This is a genomic window from Bradyrhizobium sp. LeoA1Lang, from assembly GCF_055413685.1.
The window spans coordinates 1-19,310 of sequence record NZ_JBVAPG010000100.1; the positions used below are offsets into that span (position 1 = coordinate 1).

13 protein-coding genes and 1 pseudogene are annotated in these 19,310 nt (G+C 60.5%); 4 read left to right on the forward strand and 10 right to left on the reverse strand.

Annotated elements, in window-relative coordinates; translation table 11 throughout:
• Window positions 1–211: 211 nt before the first annotated feature.
• Window positions 212–331: pseudogene (locus tag ACZYOF_RS28165) on the forward strand (transposase); the annotation flags it as partial.
• 69 nt (window positions 332–400) lie between these two features.
• Here ACZYOF_RS28165 and ACZYOF_RS28170 read toward each other — a convergent pair.
• The 9 genes from ACZYOF_RS28170 to ACZYOF_RS28210 form a co-directional block, all read right to left on the reverse strand.
• Window positions 401–3,124, reverse strand: coding sequence for an MGH1-like glycoside hydrolase domain-containing protein (locus tag ACZYOF_RS28170; RefSeq protein WP_463717829.1), 2,724 nt, complete (start codon window positions 3,122–3,124; stop codon window positions 401–403).
• 1 nt (window position 3,125) lies between these two features.
• Window positions 3,126–5,192: a transketolase gene (gene tkt / locus ACZYOF_RS28175; RefSeq protein ID WP_463717830.1), complete on the reverse strand. Its 2,067-nt coding sequence runs from the start codon at window positions 5,190–5,192 to the stop codon at window positions 3,126–3,128.
• A 145-nt stretch (window positions 5,193–5,337) separates the two neighbouring features.
• Window positions 5,338–6,711, reverse strand: a complete 1,374-nt coding sequence (gene zwf, locus ACZYOF_RS28180) for a glucose-6-phosphate dehydrogenase (protein ID WP_130578065.1) — start codon at window positions 6,709–6,711, stop codon at window positions 5,338–5,340.
• A 2-nt stretch (window positions 6,712–6,713) separates the two neighbouring features.
• Window positions 6,714–7,745 carry a phosphogluconate dehydrogenase (NAD(+)-dependent, decarboxylating) gene (gene gnd / locus ACZYOF_RS28185; protein WP_463717831.1) on the reverse strand — a complete coding sequence of 344 codons (1,032 nt, stop codon included), beginning with the start codon at window positions 7,743–7,745 and terminating at the stop codon, window positions 6,714–6,716.
• A 95-nt stretch (window positions 7,746–7,840) separates the two neighbouring features.
• Entirely contained in the window at window positions 7,841–9,475 is a 1,635-nt protein-coding gene (gene pgi / locus ACZYOF_RS28190; protein ID WP_463717832.1) for a glucose-6-phosphate isomerase, read from the reverse strand.
• Between the two features lie 12 nt (window positions 9,476–9,487).
• A complete protein-coding gene (locus tag ACZYOF_RS28195) occupies window positions 9,488–10,195 on the reverse strand; it encodes an ROK family protein (protein ID WP_463717833.1) in 708 nt (235 codons plus the stop codon).
• Window positions 10,196–10,222: 27 nt separating this feature from the next.
• Window positions 10,223–11,308, reverse strand: coding sequence for a transaldolase (gene tal / locus ACZYOF_RS28200; protein ID WP_463717834.1), 1,086 nt, complete (start codon window positions 11,306–11,308; stop codon window positions 10,223–10,225).
• A 4-nt stretch (window positions 11,309–11,312) separates the two neighbouring features.
• Window positions 11,313–12,002 carry an HAD family hydrolase gene (locus tag ACZYOF_RS28205; protein ID WP_463717835.1) on the reverse strand — a complete coding sequence of 230 codons (690 nt, stop codon included), beginning with the start codon at window positions 12,000–12,002 and terminating at the stop codon, window positions 11,313–11,315.
• Window positions 12,003–12,105: 103 nt separating this feature from the next.
• On the reverse strand, window positions 12,106–12,726 hold the full coding sequence (locus tag ACZYOF_RS28210; RefSeq protein ID WP_463717836.1) for a histidine phosphatase family protein: 621 nt from the start codon (window positions 12,724–12,726) through the stop codon (window positions 12,106–12,108).
• Window positions 12,727–13,196: 470 nt separating this feature from the next.
• On the opposite strand from ACZYOF_RS28210, the gene ACZYOF_RS28215 reads away from it, so the two are divergent.
• The 3 genes from ACZYOF_RS28215 to ACZYOF_RS28225 all read left to right on the forward strand — a co-directional run bounded on the left by ACZYOF_RS28215 (window position 13,197) and on the right by ACZYOF_RS28225 (window position 17,886).
• The gene (locus tag ACZYOF_RS28215; protein ID WP_463717837.1) at window positions 13,197–15,362 is read left to right on the forward strand and encodes an amylo-alpha-1,6-glucosidase; all 2,166 of its coding nucleotides are present in this window, start codon (window positions 13,197–13,199) and stop codon (window positions 15,360–15,362) included.
• 228 nt (window positions 15,363–15,590) lie between these two features.
• The gene (locus tag ACZYOF_RS28220) at window positions 15,591–17,411 is read left to right on the forward strand and encodes a glycoside hydrolase family 15 protein (protein WP_463717838.1); all 1,821 of its coding nucleotides are present in this window, start codon (window positions 15,591–15,593) and stop codon (window positions 17,409–17,411) included.
• 10 nt (window positions 17,412–17,421) lie between these two features.
• Window positions 17,422–17,886: a HEAT repeat domain-containing protein gene (locus tag ACZYOF_RS28225; protein WP_463717839.1), complete on the forward strand. Its 465-nt coding sequence runs from the start codon at window positions 17,422–17,424 to the stop codon at window positions 17,884–17,886.
• Between the two features lie 154 nt (window positions 17,887–18,040).
• Here ACZYOF_RS28225 and ACZYOF_RS28230 read toward each other — a convergent pair whose 3' ends face one another.
• Window positions 18,041–19,207 carry a lactonase family protein gene (locus ACZYOF_RS28230; protein ID WP_130578055.1) on the reverse strand — a complete coding sequence of 389 codons (1,167 nt, stop codon included), beginning with the start codon at window positions 19,205–19,207 and terminating at the stop codon, window positions 18,041–18,043.
• Between the last annotated feature and the right edge of the window lie 103 nt (window positions 19,208–19,310).

Consider the following 19,310-nt stretch of genomic DNA (forward strand, 5'->3'; position numbering starts at 1 on the left):
AACCGCGCTTCACTCTCTCCATGCTGATCGAGATTCATCTGGCCCCTCCGTGCGCCAAATTCTGAATCTCTCCAAATACTTGATTCTCAGCCCTAACGGCCGCGACCTTCTGACTCAGTAAGATTAGAGCGATCAGAACTATTGGAAGATCGAGCTGCTGCCCGGTTTGATGGACATCAGGATTGGGTGTTCATGAAGCCGGAGGTGGGCGATGAAGAGACGGAAGTTCAGTCGCGAGTTCAAGGTCGAAGCGGTCAAGCTGCTCAGGGAACGCGGGGTGTCGGTGGCGCAAGCCAGCCGCGACCTGGACGTTCACACGAATCAGCGAAGGAGCGAGGAGCAGTAGGGTTAACTGTCGTCTCGCATGCGTTCACGAATTTCCGCACGAGCGCCCGGCAACTTATGCTTCCTGACTCGCGGTCGATGCGGGTGATGACCAATTCGAAATATTGCGACCTCTGCGCGAGTCCCTATCATTTCGCAAACGCCGATTAGCCACCAGCGCGCCGGCGAGAGCGGTCCAGCCGGTCTGATGTGAGGCGCCAAGGCCCTCGCCGGTATCGCCATGAAAATATTCGTAGAAGAGCAATAAATCGCACCAAGCCCCGCCGCGCCGGAAGCGGGGATTCAACCCGAGCGCTGGTCGCTGGCCCTCTGCGTTCCGGAGGAACAATCTGAGTAGTCGGCGCTCGAGTTCTTCGGCCACTTGCTCGAGGCTTGCCTGCCTGCCTGATCCTGTCGGCAGTTCAACGGTGAAGTCTTCCCCAAAGTTGGTATGCAGATGTCGTAGCGACTCGATTGCGAGAAAATTGAGCGGAAACCAGATCGGTCCGCGCCAGTTCGAATTGCCGCCGAACAGTCCGGTCCGAGATTCGCCCGGCTCATAGTCGAGACGAGCGACATGTCCGTCCATGTTGACGATGAGCGGATGTTCGCGGTGGTAACGCGACAGCGATCGCAGCCCGTAAGACGACAGAAACTCCGACTCATCGAGCATACGCGCGAGAATCTGCTTCATGCGCGACTTGCCCACCAGCGAGATCAGCCGAGGGCGTTCATTGGTCGGCGGCATGTGCAGGAATTCTGCAAGATGCGGCTTGTTCTCGATGTACCAGCGCGTGCGCTGGCGGAACATCGGCAGTCGTTCCCACAGCGCCGCATCGAGCTCTACGGCCGCAAAGATTGGCAACAGTCCCACCATGGAACGCGCGCGCACCGTGAAAGTCGAGCCGTCGCGCTTGCGAAGCCGATCGTAGAAAAAGCCGTCTTGGTCGTCCCAGAGCCTGCTCATGGCGGCGGCGATGAGAGCGAAATGCTCGAAGAACTTTACCGCGACGTCCTCGTAGCTAGGCTGATGGTTGGCAAGCAGGAGTGCCATCTCCAGCATGTTGAGACAGAACTTGGCCATCCAGGCGGTGCCATCCGACTGCTCCAGTACATCGCCTTCGGGGAGCATCTGCGAGCGGTCGAATGGGCCGATGTTGTCGAGTCCTAGGAAGCCGCCCTCGAACACGTTGTCGCCACATGCGTCTTCTCGATTTACCCACCAGGTGAAGTTGATCAAGAGCTTTTGAAAAGCGCGAGCCAGAAAATCGAAATCGGTGCCGCCATCGATCCGGAACACCGCAAGCGTGGCCCACGCTTGAACTGGCGGATTCACGTCTCCGAAATTCCATTCATACGCCGGCAACTGGCCGTTCGGGTGCATGTACCATTCGCGCGCCAGCAGCAGCAGTTGATGCTTCGCTGCTGAGGGGTCGATGTGCGCCAGCACCACGCAATGGAAGGCGAGATCCCATGAGGCATACCATGGATATTCCCATTTGTCGGGCATGGCGATGATGTCGTGGTTGTTCAGATGGCGCCAGTCCGCGTTGCGACCGAACGTGCGTGCCTCGGGCGGACGTATGATGTCGCCGGCGAGCCAGCGCGCGACGTCGTAATGGTAGAACTGCTGGCTCCACAGCATTCCAGCGAACGCCTGCCGCATAACTGCGGCCTCATCCTCGCTCGCGCTGTCAGGGGTCAGCGCTTTATAGTACTCGTCAGCTTCGCGGCTCCGGTCGGCATGGATCCGCTCGAAGTCTGCCCCGAGGTCCGCGGTCTGGCCCAGCCCATCACGTGCCAGGCGAAGCCTGAGCTCGACCGTTTCGCCGGCAGCGACGTTGAGGCGATACCAGCAGGCCATTTTTGTGCCCTGCCTCGCAGGATTTACTGTCGCCGCACCGTGGACGACGTGGTCGTTGATGCCGTCCTTTGGATAGGGCGTCTGCTCAGCAGTGACGCCATACAGGTACTTGGCATTGGTTTCGTTTTCACAGAACAGCAGCAGCGGCGGCCTTCCGGCCGGATCCGCCCCGGCAGTGAAGCGCCAGCGGCCCAGCAGTTCTTCTTCAGCGATCGCGCCGACGTTGCCGGTTTCAGCGGTCGCCCGGATGGTCGGCCGTGCGACACCTGCCTCCCATGACCAGCGGTTGCGAAACCACAGTGTCGGAAGCACGTGAAGCTCAGCCGGATCGGGTCCCGCGTTACGAACGCTGATGCGTATGCATACATCATGAGGTGATGCTTTGGCGTAATCCGCCGTGATCTGCCAGTAACGATCCCCTTCGAAAGCACCGGTATCCACGAGTTCAAATTCAGGCTCGTCCTTGTTGCGCCTTGCGTTCTCCTGCCGAAGCAACGCGTAGGGAAACTCCGCGTGCGGATAGTGGTAACGCCAACGAAGCCACGAGCTGGTCGGTGTTGCGTCGATGTACCACCAGTACTCTTTGGCATCTTCGCCGTGATTTCCCTCTGGACCACTGAGACCGAAGATACGTTCCTTGAGGAGGGGGTCACGTCCATTCCAAAAGGCAAGAGCAAAACACAGGCGCTGCGCTCGATCGCAAACGCCGGCAAGACCGTCCTCGTTCCACCGATAGGCGCGCGAGCGCGCGTGTTCGTATGGGAAGTATTGCCAGGCTTGTCCATCCGCACTGTAGTCTTCACGCACCGTACCCCAAGCCCGCTCGCTGATGTAAGGCCCGATCGCTTTCCAGTCACCGGGAGTATCGGGCGACGAGTCGGCAAGCCTTGCATGCTCAGCCGAACGGGGTGGAACGGTGTGCCCGACATGGTCCATGCTATGCGGCTTTCGAGGGCTGCAACAGCTCCTTGACCGTCGCGATGACATGATCGACGGTGAACCCGAACTCCTGCTGCAAGGCCTTCAGTGGAGCGGAAGCGCCAAAAGTGTGCATGCCAATGACTCGGCCAGTCCGCCCGACGTACCGCTCCCAGCCGAACGTTGACGCCTGCTCGATTGCAACGCGGGCCGTGACCTCCGGCGGCAAGACGGCGTCGCGGTATTCCTGCGTCTCGCGTTCAAAGACATCCCAGGAAGGCATCGAGACCACGCGCGAGCGGATACCATCCAAGCTAAGTCTCTCATGAGCGTCGGCCGCCAAACTCAACTCACTGCCGGTGGCAATCAGGATTATGTTCGGCTTGCCGTCAGGGGCGTCGGCAAGCACGTAGGCGCCTCGCGACACCCCGGATGCCGATGCATATTTGCTGCGATCGAGGGTCGGTAACGGTTGACGAGACAGCGCCAACAAGGCTGGCCGATGACGAAGCTGCATGACGTAGCGATAGGCCTCCACCACTTCGTTGGCATCACCCGGCCGGAACAGCGTCAGACCCGGCATTGCCCGCATTGAGGCGAGATGCTCGATCGGTTGATGCGTTGGGCCGTCTTCGCCATCGCCCATGGCATCATGGGTAAAAACAATGACGACCGGTAGCTCCATCAGCGCGGCCAGTCGTATCGCGGGCCGGGCGTAGTCGCTGAAAATCAGGAAGGTCGCGCCGAACGGCCGCAGTTTCGATAGTGCCAGACCGTTCAGGATTGCAGCCATCGCGTGTTCGCGGATGCCGAAATGCAAATTCTTGCCGCCCGGTGTGGCGGCCTGAACATCGCCTGCGCCTTCAAAGGTTAGCAGCGTCTTGGTCGATGGACCTAGATCGGCCGAACCGCCAATCAACCAGGGAACGTTCTGCGCTAGAAGGTTCAGGACCTTTCCCGACGCCTCACGACCCGCGACGCCCTTCGAATCGGCCGGGAATGACGGCAGGTTACGGTCCCAGCCTGCCGGAAGCTTGCGCTGTTGCATCTGGTCGATCTCGGTCGCCAGCGCGGCATACTTCGAGCGGTAATCAGCGAACAGGGCCTGCCATTTGCGGTGGGCCTCGGCCCCTCGCACGCCGACGCCGGAGGCGAAGTGTTCGATAACGCCGTTAGGCACCAGGAAATTCGAGTCTTCGGGCCACCCATAGGCGCGCTTGGTGAGCTTGACTTCTTCAACACCGAGCGGCTCGCCATGCGCCGCGGCCGTATCGTGGCGGTGTGGCGAGCCGTATCCAATATGGCTGTCGAGTATCACCAGCGTCGGTCGGCCGTTCGTATCGCGAAACGTTGCCAAGGCCTGTTCAATGCCCGCAATGTCGTTGGCGTCACCGACATGAAGGATATTCCAGCCATAACCGGTGAAACGGACGGCTACATCTTCGGTGAATGCCAGCCGCGTGCTGCCTTCTATCGTGATGTGGTTGTTGTCGTAGATCCAGCACAGATTGTCGAGGCCGAGGTGGCCGGCGAGCGACGCCGCTTCAGAGCCAACACCCTCCATCAGGCATCCGTCTCCGCACACGGCATAGATGTCGTAATCGAAGATAGCAAAATCCGGCTTGTTGTACCGCACAGCGAGCCAGCGCTGCCCGATTGCCATGCCGACGCTGGTCGCAATGCCTTGTCCAAGCGGGCCGCTGGTCGTCTCCACGCCGGATACCAGGTGGTATTCGGGATGCCCTGGCGCGCGACTCCCAATCTGGCGAAAGCGCCGGATATCGTCGAGAGTGACAGCAGGCCTGCCCAACGTTTCGTACTCGGCATTCACGGCCTGCGTGCCCGTAAGATAAAGCACCGACCACAGCAGCATCGACGCGTGGCCGTTCGACAGCACGAAGCGGTCGCGGCCGGGCCAGATCGGATCTTGCGGATCGAAGCGCATGACTCGGTTCCAGAGCGTATAGACAAGGGGCGCAAGCGCCATCGGCGTGCCGGGATGGCCGGAGTTCGCGGCCTGGACCGCGTCGATCGACAGTGTGCGGATGGTGTTGATCGCGAGCTGGTCGAGTTCGGCGTCGGTCATGGCTGATTTCCTCCCGCAGGCGTCGATTACAGGCCGCTTGTGCGCGGCCACCGGTGTGCGTGCTTCGTCAGCGATAGGCTGCCGCCCATCGAGCAACAGAGGCGGGATCGAGGAGCACTTCGATCTACATTTCTCACTCTCTGCGTTACGCTACCGTTGGGTTGTGCCAGCCGCCCGGTGGCGTGACATTCTTGTCCGCTTCATGAGGCCCCCAGCTTCCGGCTTGGTATTCGTGGACGGGGGTCACCTTCTTCAAGACCGGATCGACGATCCGCCATGCTTCTTCGACATAGTCCTGTCGTGCAAACAGCGTCCGGTCGCCGTTCATGGCGTCGCCGAGCACGCGTTCATATGCATCCATCTCTTCTGGGCCAGGGCGGCGGCTCGCCAACAATTCAACCGGCTCGCCGACCTCTCGATCACCCTCATCCATCACCATCGTGCCAAGAGCAATGGCCATGTCGGGATTGATGCGAAACCGCAAATAATTCGGTATCGCGGCGCAATGTGGAAAGATCGGCGGAGCCTCACGAAGGCGTACGATCACCTCCGTGCAAGTCACGGGAAGCGATTTTCCGGCACGGATGTAAAATGGCACTCCCTGCCAGCGCCAGGAGTCGATCTCCAGTCGCAGCGCGGCGAACGTCTCCACCTGCGAGTCCGGAGCAACGCCCGGCTCCTGCCGGTAGCCGTGAAACTGTCCGCGCACCAACTCCTTCTCAGCGATCGGTGGAATCGATCTCAGGACCTTGACCTTCTCGTCACGCAGCGATTCGCTGTCCGATCGGGCTGGCGGTTCCATCGCCAGATTGGCCAACACCTGAAACAGATGATTCTGGATCACGTCGCGAATTGTGCCGGTTTGATCGTAGAACGCACCACGACCCTGCACGCCGAAATTCTCCGCCATTGTGATCTGCACGCTGCTCACGAACTTGCGGTCCCAGAACGACTCCAGGAACGCGTTTGCGAAGCGAAAGAAGACCATGTTGTGAACAGGTCGTTTTCCGAGATAGTGGTCTATGCGGAAGATATGATCTTCGTCGAACCTGGCAAGCAGAATCTTGTTGAGGTTGCGTGCCGAGGCGAGATCATGCCCGAATGGCTTCTCCACAATGACACGCGCGCCGTTGGTGCAATCGGCAGTGTCGAGCCGCTCCACTACGGTTGCAAACAATGCCGGTGGGATCGCCAAATAATGTGCCGGCCGCTGCGCCGAGCCGAGCTGCTTGCGAAGGGCGTCGAACGTGGTCGGATCGGCATAGTCGCCATCTACGTAACGTAAAAGACCGACTAGCTTGTCAAACGCAGCGGGGTCGAGGCCGCCGTGCTTTTCGAGGCTATCTCGTACTCGGGCCTTGAGCTGGTCGAGTGTCCAGCCGGCCTTTGCGACGCCGATGACGGGCACATCGAGGTGGCCCCGTTTCAGCATCGCTTGCAGCGACGGAAAGATCTTCTTGTAGGCGAGATCGCCGGTTGCGCCGAAAAACACCAATGCGTCGGATCTAGGTTCGCTCATGGCTATCTCGGTCTCTCATTGGCCGCCTTTTCCAAGTGTCCACCGAACTCGTAGCGCATCGCCGAAAGCAGCTTGTTCTGGAAGTCAGCCTCGCCGCGAGAACTGAAGCGCTCGTAAAGCGCCGTCGTCAGCACCGGGGCGGGGACTGCTTCGTCGATCGCTGCTGCGATGGTCCAGCGTCCTTCGCCGGAGTCAGATACGCGCCCTGCGAATTTGGAGAGCGCCGGATCTTCCAGCAACGCTGTTGCTGTCAAATCGAGAAGCCACGAGGCAATCACGCTGCCGCGCCGCCACACTTCCGCGATTTCGGGCAGCTTCAGGTCATATTGGTAGTGTTCGGGAACGCGAAGCGGTGTTGTTTCGGCGTCCGTCGCGTGCGCCTGCCTGCCAATGTTCGCCGCGCGCAGGATACCGAGGCCCTCAGCATACGCCGCCATCAGCCCGTACTCGATACCGTTGTGGACCATCTTGACAAAATGACCGGCGCCGCTCTGCCCGCAGTGGAGATAGCCGTGCTCGGAGGTGCCGGCGGGAGCGCGCTCTCGTCCTGGCGTGCGCGGGATATCGCCAACACCGGGGGCGAGGGTCTTGAAGATGGGATCCAGCCGCTGCACTGCCTCGTCAGGACCGCCGATCATCATGCAGTAGCCGCGCTCGAGACCCCACACGCCGCCGCTGGTGCCGACGTCTACATAATTGATGCCGCTCCGCGCCAACTCCTTGGAACGCCTGATGTCATCGATGTAGTAGGAGTTGCCGCCGTCAATCAGAATGTCGCCGGCTTCGAGCAGCGGCAGCAGATCACCGATCGACCTATCCACGACTGCTGCCGGAACCATCAACCAGATCGCTCGGGGCTTTTCGAGCTTCTTTACGAAATCCGCCAGCGAAGAGCTGCCGGTCGCCTTGTCCTTCACCAGCTCCGCCACCGCATCAGGTGACATGTCGAAGACGACACATTGGTGGCCATGTCGGAGAAGTCTTCGCACCATATTGGCGCCCATTCGGCCAAGGCCGATCATTCCGAGCTGCATGGGTGGCTCCTCTGAAGGACGTTGCTGCTACGACGTGGTTTGCTCTCCGGTGCCCAGATTTCTCGGCGCCTCGAGATCGGTATTTATGGGTGCTCCTACCTGAACGTACGGTATCGTCTAATCAGGGCGTTGGTTGAACTGTCGTGGCCGAGCTTCGGTTCAATCTCGCTGGTGAGTTCCGGGATGATGCGCTGGGCCAAAACCTTGCCAAGCTCAACGCCCCACTGATCGAATGAATCGATGTTCCAGATCGTCCCCTGCGTGAAGACGCTGTGTTCGTAAAGTGCAACCAGCTTACCGAGTGCGGCGGGTGTCAGCCGTTCCAGCAGAATCGTGTTGGAGGGCCGGTTTCCTTCGAACACGCGATGTGGAACGAGCCAGTCGGGCGAACCCTCCGCCTTAACCTCGTCAGCCGTCTTGCCGAATGCGAGCGCTTCGCCCTGCGCAAAGACGTTCGCGATCAACATGTCATGTTGCTCCCCAACTTGGTTGAGTGTCTTCTGAAAGGCGATGAAGTCGCAGGGAATGAGGCGAGTGCCCTGATGGATGAGCTGATAGAACGAGTGCTGGCCGTTGGTTCCAGGCTCGCCCCAATAAATCGGACCGGTGTCATGCGCGACAGGATTGCCCTCGCGCGTGACGTGCTTTCCATTGCTCTCCATCGTCAATTGCTGGAGATAGGCCGGAAATCGTTTCAGGTATTGCTCGTACGGCAACACGGCAACCGTCTGCGCGCCGAAGAAATTATTGTACCAAATGGCAAGCAGCCCCATCAGCACGGGCAGGTTGCGCTCGAACGGCGCGGTGCGAAAATGCTCATCCATCTCATGGAAGCCGCCGAGCATGGCGCGAAAGTTGTCCGGGCCGATGGCAAGCATCGTCGAGAGTCCGATCGCTGAGTCCATGGAGTACCGTCCGCCGACCCAGTCCCAGAAGCCAAACATGTTAGCGGTGTCGATGCCGAAATTGGTCACTTCCTTTGCGTTGGTCGACACCGCGACGAAATGCTTCGCGACCGACTTCTCGTCACCCCCAAGTGCCGTGAGCGACCAATTGCGCGCGCTCCGGGCATTGGTCATGGTCTCTAGCGTTGTGAAGGTCTTGGAAGAGATAATGAACAGGGTCTCCGCCGGATCGAGATCGCGGGTCGCCTCCGCGAAATCGGTTCCGTCCACGTTGGAGACGAACCGGAACGTCATCGCACGGTCGCTGTAGTGCTTGAGCGCCTCATAGGCCATCACGGGCCCGAGATCGGAGCCGCCGATGCCGATGTTGACGATGTTACAGGCCGGCTTGCCGGTGTGGCCGTGCCACGCGCCGCGGCGTAGGCGATTGGAGAAGTCGGTCATGCGGTCGAGTACCGTATGGACCTGGGGTACAACGTCCTCGCCATCAACCAGGATCGATTGCCCTTTCGGCGCGCGCAGCGCTACGTGCAGAACGGCCCGCTTCTCGGAAGTATTGATCTTCTCGCCGCTGAACATCGCATCGATCCGCGCCCGCAGTCCCGACTGTTCGGCCAGTTGCAGCAGCAGATTCAGCGTTTCATCGGTTATGCGGTTCTTGGAGTAGTCGAGGTAGAGTCCTGCTGCCTCGCTCGTCAAACGGTCACCGCGTTTGGGGTCTTGAGCAAAAAGCTCGCGCAGATGTAAGCGGCCGACCTTCTGAAAATGTGCCGACAGAGCGTTCCAGGCGGGAAGTACAGTGACTGATTTCGTGGCTGTTGGCATTCATCGCTCCTGCTAACGCATCATGGCGGCTTGCGCAGCTTGCTTGCGCGAGCGAGCACTCTTCTCCGCCAGCGGGCCTTCCCACATCCGGAATCCGCCCTTGAACGCGTTCGCGTTATCCCCGTGCCGGCACGATGGCGGCAGTTGTTTCAGCTTCTTGGCGTTGCCGCCGCCCAGCACGACGTCATCGGGTTGGAGTGCCGCAACCAGGCATTCAACAACATCCTCGACGCGCTTTCGCCATGCCTTCTTCCCAAATTCTTCCAGCGCGCGAGCGCCAACATAATCCTCGTAGGTACGCTTCTTGTAGGGCAAATGGCCAAGCTCCATTGGCTGGACAATGCCGTCCACGATCATCGTCGAGCCAAGCCCCGTCCCGAGCCCTAGAAACAACATTTTGCCGCCCCGGTAGCTGCCGAGCGCCTGCATCGCGGCATCGTTGATGACTTTCGTCGGCAGTTTGAATGCTGCAGCGAAGTTGAAATCAATCCAGCCTTTTCCGAGGTTGTGAGGTTCGGTCACAGGCCGGTCATGCACTACGGGGCCCGGATAACCAATCGACACCACGTCATATTCCCAACCATCGGCCAGTTTCTTGACGCTCGATACCATCTGCCGTGCCGTCAGGGTCGGCCCGGAGTCAATTTCTCGTTTCTCTTTTTCGCCGGAGGCAAGGATCTTGACGTGGGTGCCGCCAACGTCGACGACCAGTATATTCATTGGGAGGACCTTCGTCTCGATTGCAACCTAGCTTGCCTTCTTGAGCACCTCGGTTTTGGCAGAGATAACGTCCAGCAGTTCGTTCCAGGATTTGACAAACGACTTGGCGCCCTCGTCCTGCAACGTTGCTGCTAACGCATCGACATCGATGCCGGCCTTTGCAAATTGCGACAGCACCTCTTCGGAGTCGCCGCCATCGGCCGCCAACATCTCTCCAACGTCTCCGTGGTCGGCGAGGGCCTTCACCGTGCTTTCCGGCATGGTGTTGACCGTGAGCGGCGCGGCCAGCGCCTTGATGTACAGGACGTCGGATGCCGCGGGATCCTTGGTTCCCGTGCTCGCCCATAGCAGGCGCTGTGGCCGCCCACCCTCGTTGTAAATACGCCGCGAGCGTGCTGAGCCGACCAACTCGCAGGCTGTCTTGTATGTTCGTTTCGCGATTGCGATACCGAGCTTGTTGTGTAAAGGCGCGGGAACCTTGTTGGCGACGGCGGCATCCCAGCGACTGACGAAGACCGATGCAACGGAGCCAACATTTGGATTCAGACCGGCTGCAATGCGCCGCTCGATGCCCCGCAGATATGCCTCGGCCGCGGCGCGGTAGTGCTCTCGGCTGAACAACAGGGTCACATTCACGGGCACGCCGGCGAAAATTGCCTCTTCGATGGCGGGCAGCCCTTCCCTGGTGCCGGGTATCTTGATGAAGAGGTTGGGGCGCTTCGCCTGTGCGTGCAACTCCCTGGCGGCTGCGATTGTGCTCGCCGTATCATGTGCAAGGAGTGGCGAGACCTCGAGCGAGACCCATCCGTCTACACCATTGGTGCGGTCCCAAATCGGGCGGAACAGGTCCGCTGCCTGCGCCAGGTCTTCGATTGCTAGTTCGAAGAACAGCGTCTCACCCGACTTTCCCTCGTTCAGCTTGCCGCGGATCGCAGAATCATAATGAGAGCTGTTCTTGATCGCGTGATCGAAGATTGTCGGGTTCGATGTGAGCCCCGACAGCGACAAGTCGGCAATGTAGCGCTTCAAAGTGCCGCTCGTTAGCAGGTCGCGCGTGATGTTGTCGAGCCAAACGCTCTGTCCGAGCTCATGGAGCTTTTGCGTTGCCTTCATCGCTTCACCTCCGCACAGCTTCGAGTTGAGGGATTGCCGCAAGCAGGCGACCCAGATCACAGTCGAGCAGGTCTCCGATCCGGTCCACCGTCACGTCGGGCGTGAAGGAGGCGAGCGCCTTCGCGTCATGCGCATATTGTCCCTGTCGGGGGAAAATGGTGGTGACGCGACTGCCCCAAGCTTCCTTGACCGCGGCGAGGATTCGCGGCTTGTCGTCCACCAGGACGTAGTGCAGTGCCGGATAGCGGGACGCGACATCGTCGAGCGCGAGTTCCTTATGGATGTAGATCAACACATGCGCGTTGACTGCTTCTGAAAGGCCAGAGCGCTCAACCTTACGCGGTTGAAAAACAACGTCGCCATCCGTGAGAAGGACGGTTGTGCCCCACTGACGCAGTCGTTCGAGCACATCAAGCGATCCCGGATACAGACGATTGGCGAACGGGTAATCGACCAGGAACGAAGACATGGACAACAGATGCATGTCCTGCGGGTGTTCGACACGGTATCGCTGCAGTGCACCGAGATAGTCTCGATACCCCAGTTCGACAAACAGGTCGTCGAGAATTGCCCAGTATCGGTCGCGACAGGCGGCACCGTACTGGCGCTCGAGGTGGGCCTTGATGTCAGCCTGGATGTGGTCGTTGTCGAGAAGCGTATTGTCGACGTCGACCAGAAAGACGACCCGATGCATCGGTCTTACCTTTACGCAACTCTCTGCAATATGCTCAGCGTGCGCGCCTAACACGCACGGGGCATATTCAAGAGTATGTTACTCCGACTGGCGCTTCTAAATCTCAGTGTGCGAAGGCTGGTGCGAACCGACCTTCGACGTGCCGGGTGTCATTCCACAGCCGGATCGCTGGTTCTGACTGATCGTGTTCGTACCCAAGTATACTCAGGCTTGCAGTGTCGAGCGTGAAGAACCGTCCGGCCCCCGCATCGAGGCCTAACCAGCGTGCGGTCAAAACTCGGAGAAAATGTCCGCTCGAAAACAATAACACGTTCCCTGGGACGTTGCGAACGCGCTCCACAATGCGATCGGCCCGGGCGCCGACTTGGTTCGGTGTTTCTCCTCCCGGACAGCCGTCGCGAAACAATTGCCAGCCAGGACGCTCTTCATGGATCTCCTTTGTGCGACGCCCCTCGTATTGGCCGTAGTTCCATTCCAGCAGATCGCGGTCGGGTTCCGCTTCTACGCCGAAGCCAGCCAACTCAGACGTCCGGACCGCTCGCTTCAGGGGGCTCGTGAACACTTTTGCGAAAGTGAAGCCCCGCAACCGCGAGCCCAAACTCTGCGCATTGAGTTCGCCGCGCTCGGTGAGAGGCAAATCTGTGAGGCCGGTATGCTGGCCTGAGAGGCTCCACGCGGTCTCGCCATGCCTTGCAAGGCAAATGATCGGAAGGACGGCGCTCATGGTCTCGCCCCTTCAGCTTCGTCCTCCCGGCGCGTGCGGCGGAAAGAACTGAACTCGGAACACTTCGTACTAGGGCATCTCCGTATCAAGGCCCGTGCGCGCGCCCGCCCACTGGTAGCGCGACTTCTTCGGAGAAGCAACGACCAGCCCTCCAGCGTTATGATAGTTCGCCACTCGAAGGGATGTGCGTCTGAAACGCTGACCTATTCGCTACAGGCATTTGCGACTGCGGCGCCTGAGTCCTTTGAGCCAGCGCGTGTGCGGAAATAAGATCCCCACCGGGCCCCGAGGGGGAGAGCAAGGTATCGTTCGTTCTTGTCGGAAACCTAAATCCAGCTGGCAGATGAGACCGAAACGCGTAATCCTTCTGCCTTAGCAATGCTTCTAGAGAAGCTTGCAGCCTCATCTGGTCGTTGTTGATGCCATTGTTGCGATCGCGGGCACCAAGTGGTCGAATTCGGGAGCATCCCATGCCATTTAAGGTTCAGGTTGGCCCGCATCAAATCTCGATCCATCAGGGGCAAACAGTGCTGGTCAGCGAACCAGACGCACAAATCAACTGGCCAACTGAAAAGGGACTTTATTTCCTTGATACAAGGGTAATCAGCAGCTGGGCCGTCTACGCAAATGGTGAACCCTGGGATCTTCTCAATGGAGGTTCCATCACCCATTACGCGTCCCGAATTTATCTTACGAATCCCGGGATTCCCTCCGCCGACGGCTTGATCCCGCCGCGCACGCTCGGTTTCGTGATCAGCCGATACATCAATGGCGGGATGCACGAGGATCTCGACATTACAAATCACGGCACGAAGCGGGTACGCTTCCAGCTCGAGATCGCGATACGGTCGGACTTCGCAGACATTTTCGAGGTAAAATCGGGCGATATTGTGCGCCGCGGGCGGATCACCACGACATGGTCGTCGGCGAACCAGGAACTTCGCACATGCTATCGCAACAGCGATTTCGTCCGCGCAGTAACCGTTGCTCCTGTACATCGCCAGAGCGAAATCGAGTACGCCAATGGCCGATTGAGCTTCGAAATCAGCCTCGAGGCGGGCGAAGCCTGGCATTGCTGCTTGCTCTATGCGTTGGAGGACGGCGACCGACACTTCGCTGCACCGGACGCGTGTGTGCACAACCATGAACGAACCCGCCACGCCGAGGCGCTCTCGGACTGGCTGCAATCGGTACTGAAGATCCGCTGCAGTAACGAGGAGTTCTACCGCCTTTATCGCCAGGCGCTGGAGGACATGGCGGCGCTTCGGCTCCCGATCGCCGGCACCGATCACATGGTGTTCCTGCCTGCCGCCGGCTTGCCGTGGTTTGTGGCTCCGTTCGGCCGGGACAGCTTGATCGTGTCGCTACAGAACATGCTGATCTATCCAGATTTCGCCCGTGGAACGCTCGACATCCTGGGCTCGCTCCAGGCGAAGGAACGGGACGATTATCGTGACGCGGAGCCGGGAAAGATCCTGCATGAAATCCGCTACGGAGAACTCGCTCATTTCAAACTGATCCCGCACACGCCATATTACGGCACGGCCGATGCGACGCCGCTCTATCTCATCACGCTACATGCGGCCTGGCGGGCAACGGGCGACAGGGCGCTGTTGGATCAGCATCTTGAGACCGCGGAGGGATGCCTGTCCTGGATAGACAACCACGGTGATAGCGACGACGATGGATTCCAGGAATATCAGACCCGCTCTCCGGTCGGCTACGAGAATATGGGCTGGAAGGATTCCGGAGACAGTGTGGTTTATCCTGACGGATCGCTTGTCAAGGGACCGAAGGCGCTCTGCGAGTTGCAGGGCTATGTCTATGACGCCCGGCTGCGCATGGCGGAAGTGTTCGATGAACTCGGCAAGACACGCCGCGCCACGGATCTGCGAAGGAAAGCCGCAGCACTCTTCAAACGGTTCAACGAGACCTTCTGGGATGAGGAGTTGGGTTTCTACGCCCTGGCGCTGGATGGCGAAAAGAAAAAGGTCCTCACGGTTGCCTCCAATGCCGGCCATTGCTTGTGGTCAGGCATCGTTCCGCAGGAACGCGCCGGAAAGGTCGTGCAGCGTCTCATGGCATTGGACATGTGGAGCGGTTGGGGCATCCGCACGCTGTCGGCCTCGAACCCAGCGTTCAACCCATACAATTACCAAACCGGGTCGGTCTGGCCCCACGACAATGCCGTCATCGCTCTCGGCTTCAAACGATATGGATTCCACGCAGAGGCCGCAAGGATCGCGCGCGATATCAGCGATGCAGGAAGCCACTTCCTGTCCAATCAGTTGCCTGAGCTCTATACGACGATCGAGCGTGATCGAAGGAGCTTTCCCGTCCAATATCTTGGCGCCAACATCCCACAGGCCTGGGCAGCGGGGTCGGTCTTCGCATTTCTGCAGGCGATACTTGGGTTCGCGCCGGACGCTCCGAGGGGAAAGCTGTACGTTGATCCATCTCTGCCGCAATGGTTGCCCGATCTGACCGTACTCGATCTGCGTCTCGGTACAGGGCTATTCGACATCCGTTTCTGGCGCGATGGCGATGAGACGCGCTTTGACGTCCTGCGAGGCGCTCCAGGAGCCGTCCAAAGGAGGCCCTTCGGTGCACGGCTGAAGTTTCCACATTCAGCGTAGAACGCTTAAGCTATCGAAAGTGCAGACCAGTTGATCTCGATGCAAACGATGTTTTTCGGACCTCTTAGCGGATTCTGAATTTCAGAAATTTTACTGGCGAGCGGCCGCGGGCGAGGGTTGCAAGCAAAAAAGTTGAATATCCGGTGTGTCTTTTCGCCGCCTCAGGGCATTGACGATACGCCCATCGTGGGGCTCGATCAGCGTCGAGCGAGCGGAGGAGACGAGATCATGGGCTACAAGCCGATCGAGTCCTACGGCGTCATCGGCGACCTGCACACCGTTGCCCTGGTTGGCATCGACGGCTCCATCGACTGGTGCTGCCTGCCGCACTTTGACTCGCCGAGCGTCTTCGCGGCGATCCTCGACGACCAGAAAGGGGGCTCATTCCGCATCGCCAGTCTCTACGAGGCGCAGCACAAACAGATGTACATGCCTGACAGCAACGTTCTGGTGACGCGCTTTCTTAGCGACCAGGGCGTCGGTGAGGTCGTGGACTTCATGCCGGTCCAAAGCGCGCGCGAGATCAGAAAGATCCATCAGATCGTCCGGGTGGTGCGGGCGGTGCGCGGGTCGGTCCGCTTCCGCCTCGACTGCCGGCCGGCTTTCGACTTCGCCCGCCGGCCCCACCAGGTTGTCCTGGACGGCCGGGGAGCGATCTTCGAGGCGCAAGGCATGAAAGTCTCGCTAGTCAGCCGCTTCCCGCTTGGTCGGCAGGGCGACGGCGTCGCTGCCGAGTTCGTCCTCAACCCCGGCGAAACGACCACGTTCATCCTCCGCCAGGTGGAAGAGAACGGCCACGACAGCGTTCATGACGGGGTCCTGCTCGAGGCGCGGCTGGTCGGCACGGAGGCCCTGACGCAGACCCTGGCCTTTTGGCGGCAGTGGCTGAGGAAGTGCAACTATTCAGGTCGCTGGCGCGAGATGGTCCACCGCTCGGCGCTGGTGTTGAAGCTGCTGACGTTCGCGCCGACCGGCGCGATCGTGGCGGCGCCCACCTGCGGGCTGCCGGAAGAGATCGGCGGGGTGCGCAACTGGGACTATCGCTACACTTGGGTGCGCGACGCCGCTTTCACCAATTACGCCTTCCTGCGCCTGGGGCTGACGTCGGAGGCAGAGCAGTTCATGGCCTGGTTGGAGCAACGGGCCGTCGAGGGCACCCGGGGCGACCCGTTGCAGACTATGTATCGCATCGACGGCGGGCGCGAGTTGCCCGAGGAGGTCCTCGGCCACCTCGATGGCTACCGCGGCTCGCGTCCGGTGCGAGTCGGCAACGCCGCTGCCGACCAGTTGCAGCTCGACATCTATGGCGAGTTGATGGACGCCGTCTACCTGTACGACAAGTACGGGACGCCGATCGCCTATGATTCCTGGTGCCATTTGCGCAAGATGCTGGACTGGGTGACGAACAACTGGGAGCGAGCCGACGATGGCATCTGGGAGGTGCGCGGTGGACAGCAGCAGTTCGTCTACTCCAAAGTGCAGTGCTGGGTGGCGCTGGATCGGGCGATCCGCCTTGCGCAGAAGCGGAGCCTGCCGCTGGACCGCACCCGCCTGGCCGCGGAGCGGGACCGCATCTACGAGGCCATCATGACGCACGGCTGGGACACGGAGCGGCAGACTTTCGTGCAGCACTTCGCCACTGACGCGGTGGATGCGTCCAATCTGATCATGCCGCTCGTCTTCTTCCTGTCGCCGACCGACCCCCGCATGCGCGGGACGCTGGACCGGACCATGGCGGAGCTGGTCTCCGACAGCCTGGTGCACCGCTACGAGATCGGCAGAGGAGCCGGCGACGGCCTGACCGGGAGCGAGGGGACGTTCAATATGTGTACGTTCTGGCTGGTGGAAGCGCTGGCCCGGGCGGGCCGCGCCGAGGAGGCCCGCTTCATCTTCGAAAAGATGTTGACCTACGCCAACCACCTCGGTCTGTACGCCGAGGAGACAGGTCCGTGTGGCGAAGCGCTGGGCAACTTCCCGCAGGCATTCACTCACATCGGGTTGATAAGCGCCGCGTTCAACCTGGACCGCCGGCTCGGCGCGGGGCCTTGAGGGTCGGGCCATGAGCGCGCAGTTCGCTTACCTAGGGACTTCCGTTCCAGACTGGGCGAGGGAGCTTTCGAGCACCGATCCGCTCCAGCGCCGCCTCGGCGCATATGCCCTGGGCGAGATCGGCCCCGCGGCAACCGAGGCTATGTCCGACCTCGCCGCGGCCCTCCAGGACCCGGTTGCGTTCGTGCGCGTCTGGGCGGCGGCGGCCCTGGCCCGGGTGGCGCCATCGGGTGGAGAGTCGGTCACCGTCCTCATCGCGGAGTTGGGCAACGAGCTTGCCTTCGTCCGTAGCCTGGCGGCCTGGCACCTCGGTCGCCTCGGTCCGGCCTTCCCGGGGATCGAACAAGCCCTCCTCCCCCTCCGACAGCTAGCGGGCGATCAGGATCCGAGCGTGCGGGTGGAGGCCGCGCTAGCGCTGGGCATGCTCGAGGGGAAGGGCGCCCCGCCGCCGGAGCTGAGGTCTTTGTGTACTTGAGCGACAGCGAGCCCATGGCTGATGGTCGCCAACGCAATCCTATTAAAGCCATCCTGGCTCACGTCGATGGCCATCATTGGGGAGTAGAACAAGAGCAATCGCGGAGGCGCAACGCACGATCTCCGCGGAACAGAGCCCAAAAAAGCGAGTACGCTCACTGCACGTCGACAATCTCGACCCAGTTCGCTCCACTTCCCACTGGATAGCGACTAGGCTCGCCGAGTTTGCCCGTGCTCTGGTCGATCTTGTAGACCGAAAGGTGATCCGACTTTTCACCCGACGCGACGAGGTACTGGCCGCTCGGATCGATCCCAATGCCGCGCGGCTGCGCCTCGGTCGCGAAATTGGCGACGTAGGCGAGCCTGCCGGTTCCGGGTGCCACGGTGAACAAGGCGATCTTGCTGGTGGTACGTTCGGTCGAATACAGAAACTTGCCGTTGGGCGTGATTTGGATGTCAGCAGCCCAGACTTTCGGCTTCTCGTCCTTCGGCAGCGCTGAGCCGGGCGTCGGTGCAGCGCCGACGGGCGCCTGCGGCGTACCCCAAGCGAGGCCGGCATCCGCCGGCACCGAGCTAATGCTCTCGACGAGGGTCAACGTCCCCTTGCCGGAATCGACCGCATATTGCGTGACGTGCCCCGACAATTCGTTGAGCACATAGAGGTTCTTGTTGTCGGGCGACAACGCCATGTGGCGGGGGCCGTGACCCGGCCCCGGACTGACCGCCGCCGGGACGTTGGGCGTGAGCTTGCCGGTGTTGTTGTCGAAAGTAAATTGCAACACCTGATTGGCGCCGAGCGTGGCCGCGTACACGAATTTGTTGCTGCGATCGGGCAAGATCGAATGCGCATTGCGGCCGGTGGGGATCACTTGAATCGCTTCGGCCTCGACCAGCCCATTCTCGTCGATCGGGCTCACGGCGAGTTTGTCGCCGCCATAAGAGGCGGTGAACAGGTAGCGCCCGGTGCGATCGGTCGAGACATAAGGCATGCTGTCGGGAAGCGGCGCCGATGCCTTCTGCGTGATCACACCGGCTGCCGGATCAATGGAGTAGGTCAATACGTGCGGCGGCTGCGAGCGTACCACGGCATAGAGGTGCTTCTTGTCCGGGCTCACTGCCATTGGCATGACCAGCTTGCCGGCCTCGGCCTTTCCGATCGGCGTGAGCGAGCCGGTGCTCGTGTCCATGGTGTAGGCATCGATGTTGCCGTCCTGCGCGTTCGACACATAGACGAATGTCTTTGCGGCACACATCAGCGTTGCTCCGATTGTAAGCAGCAGTGCTAGTGCAAGACGCGTCGCTCCACTCGTTAGCGTTTTCATTTTGACCTCTCCCTGGACCTGTCAAAGGCATGTCGCTTGGCGGCATTCAGCGAGAATGCGTCCGCGCACAACCGACGGTCGGAATCAGCCCGCTGTCGTGCAC

Bases quoted from the DNA above. Each gene is read 5' to 3' on its own strand.
- ACZYOF_RS28170 (WP_463717829.1), bottom strand. From the start codon at position 3,124: ATGGACCATGTCGGGCACACCGTTCCACCCCGTTCGGCTGAGCATGCA.
- tkt (WP_463717830.1), bottom strand. From the start codon at position 5,192: ATGACCGACGCCGAACTCGACCAGCTCGCGATCAACACCATCCGCACA.
- zwf (WP_130578065.1), bottom strand. From the start codon at position 6,711: ATGAGCGAACCTAGATCCGACGCATTGGTGTTTTTCGGCGCAACCGGC.
- gnd (WP_463717831.1), bottom strand. From the start codon at position 7,745: ATGCAGCTCGGAATGATCGGCCTTGGCCGAATGGGCGCCAATATGGTG.
- pgi (WP_463717832.1), bottom strand. From the start codon at position 9,475: ATGCCAACAGCCACGAAATCAGTCACTGTACTTCCCGCCTGGAACGCT.
- ACZYOF_RS28195 (WP_463717833.1), bottom strand. From the start codon at position 10,195: ATGAATATACTGGTCGTCGACGTTGGCGGCACCCACGTCAAGATCCTT.
- tal (WP_463717834.1), bottom strand. From the start codon at position 11,308: ATGAAGGCAACGCAAAAGCTCCATGAGCTCGGACAGAGCGTTTGGCTC.
- ACZYOF_RS28205 (WP_463717835.1), bottom strand. From the start codon at position 12,002: ATGCATCGGGTCGTCTTTCTGGTCGACGTCGACAATACGCTTCTCGAC.
- ACZYOF_RS28210 (WP_463717836.1), bottom strand. From the start codon at position 12,726: ATGAGCGCCGTCCTTCCGATCATTTGCCTTGCAAGGCATGGCGAGACC.
- ACZYOF_RS28215 (WP_463717837.1), top strand. From the start codon at position 13,197: ATGCCATTTAAGGTTCAGGTTGGCCCGCATCAAATCTCGATCCATCAG.
- ACZYOF_RS28220 (WP_463717838.1), top strand. From the start codon at position 15,591: ATGGGCTACAAGCCGATCGAGTCCTACGGCGTCATCGGCGACCTGCAC.
- ACZYOF_RS28225 (WP_463717839.1), top strand. From the start codon at position 17,422: ATGAGCGCGCAGTTCGCTTACCTAGGGACTTCCGTTCCAGACTGGGCG.
- ACZYOF_RS28230 (WP_130578055.1), bottom strand. From the start codon at position 19,207: ATGAAAACGCTAACGAGTGGAGCGACGCGTCTTGCACTAGCACTGCTG.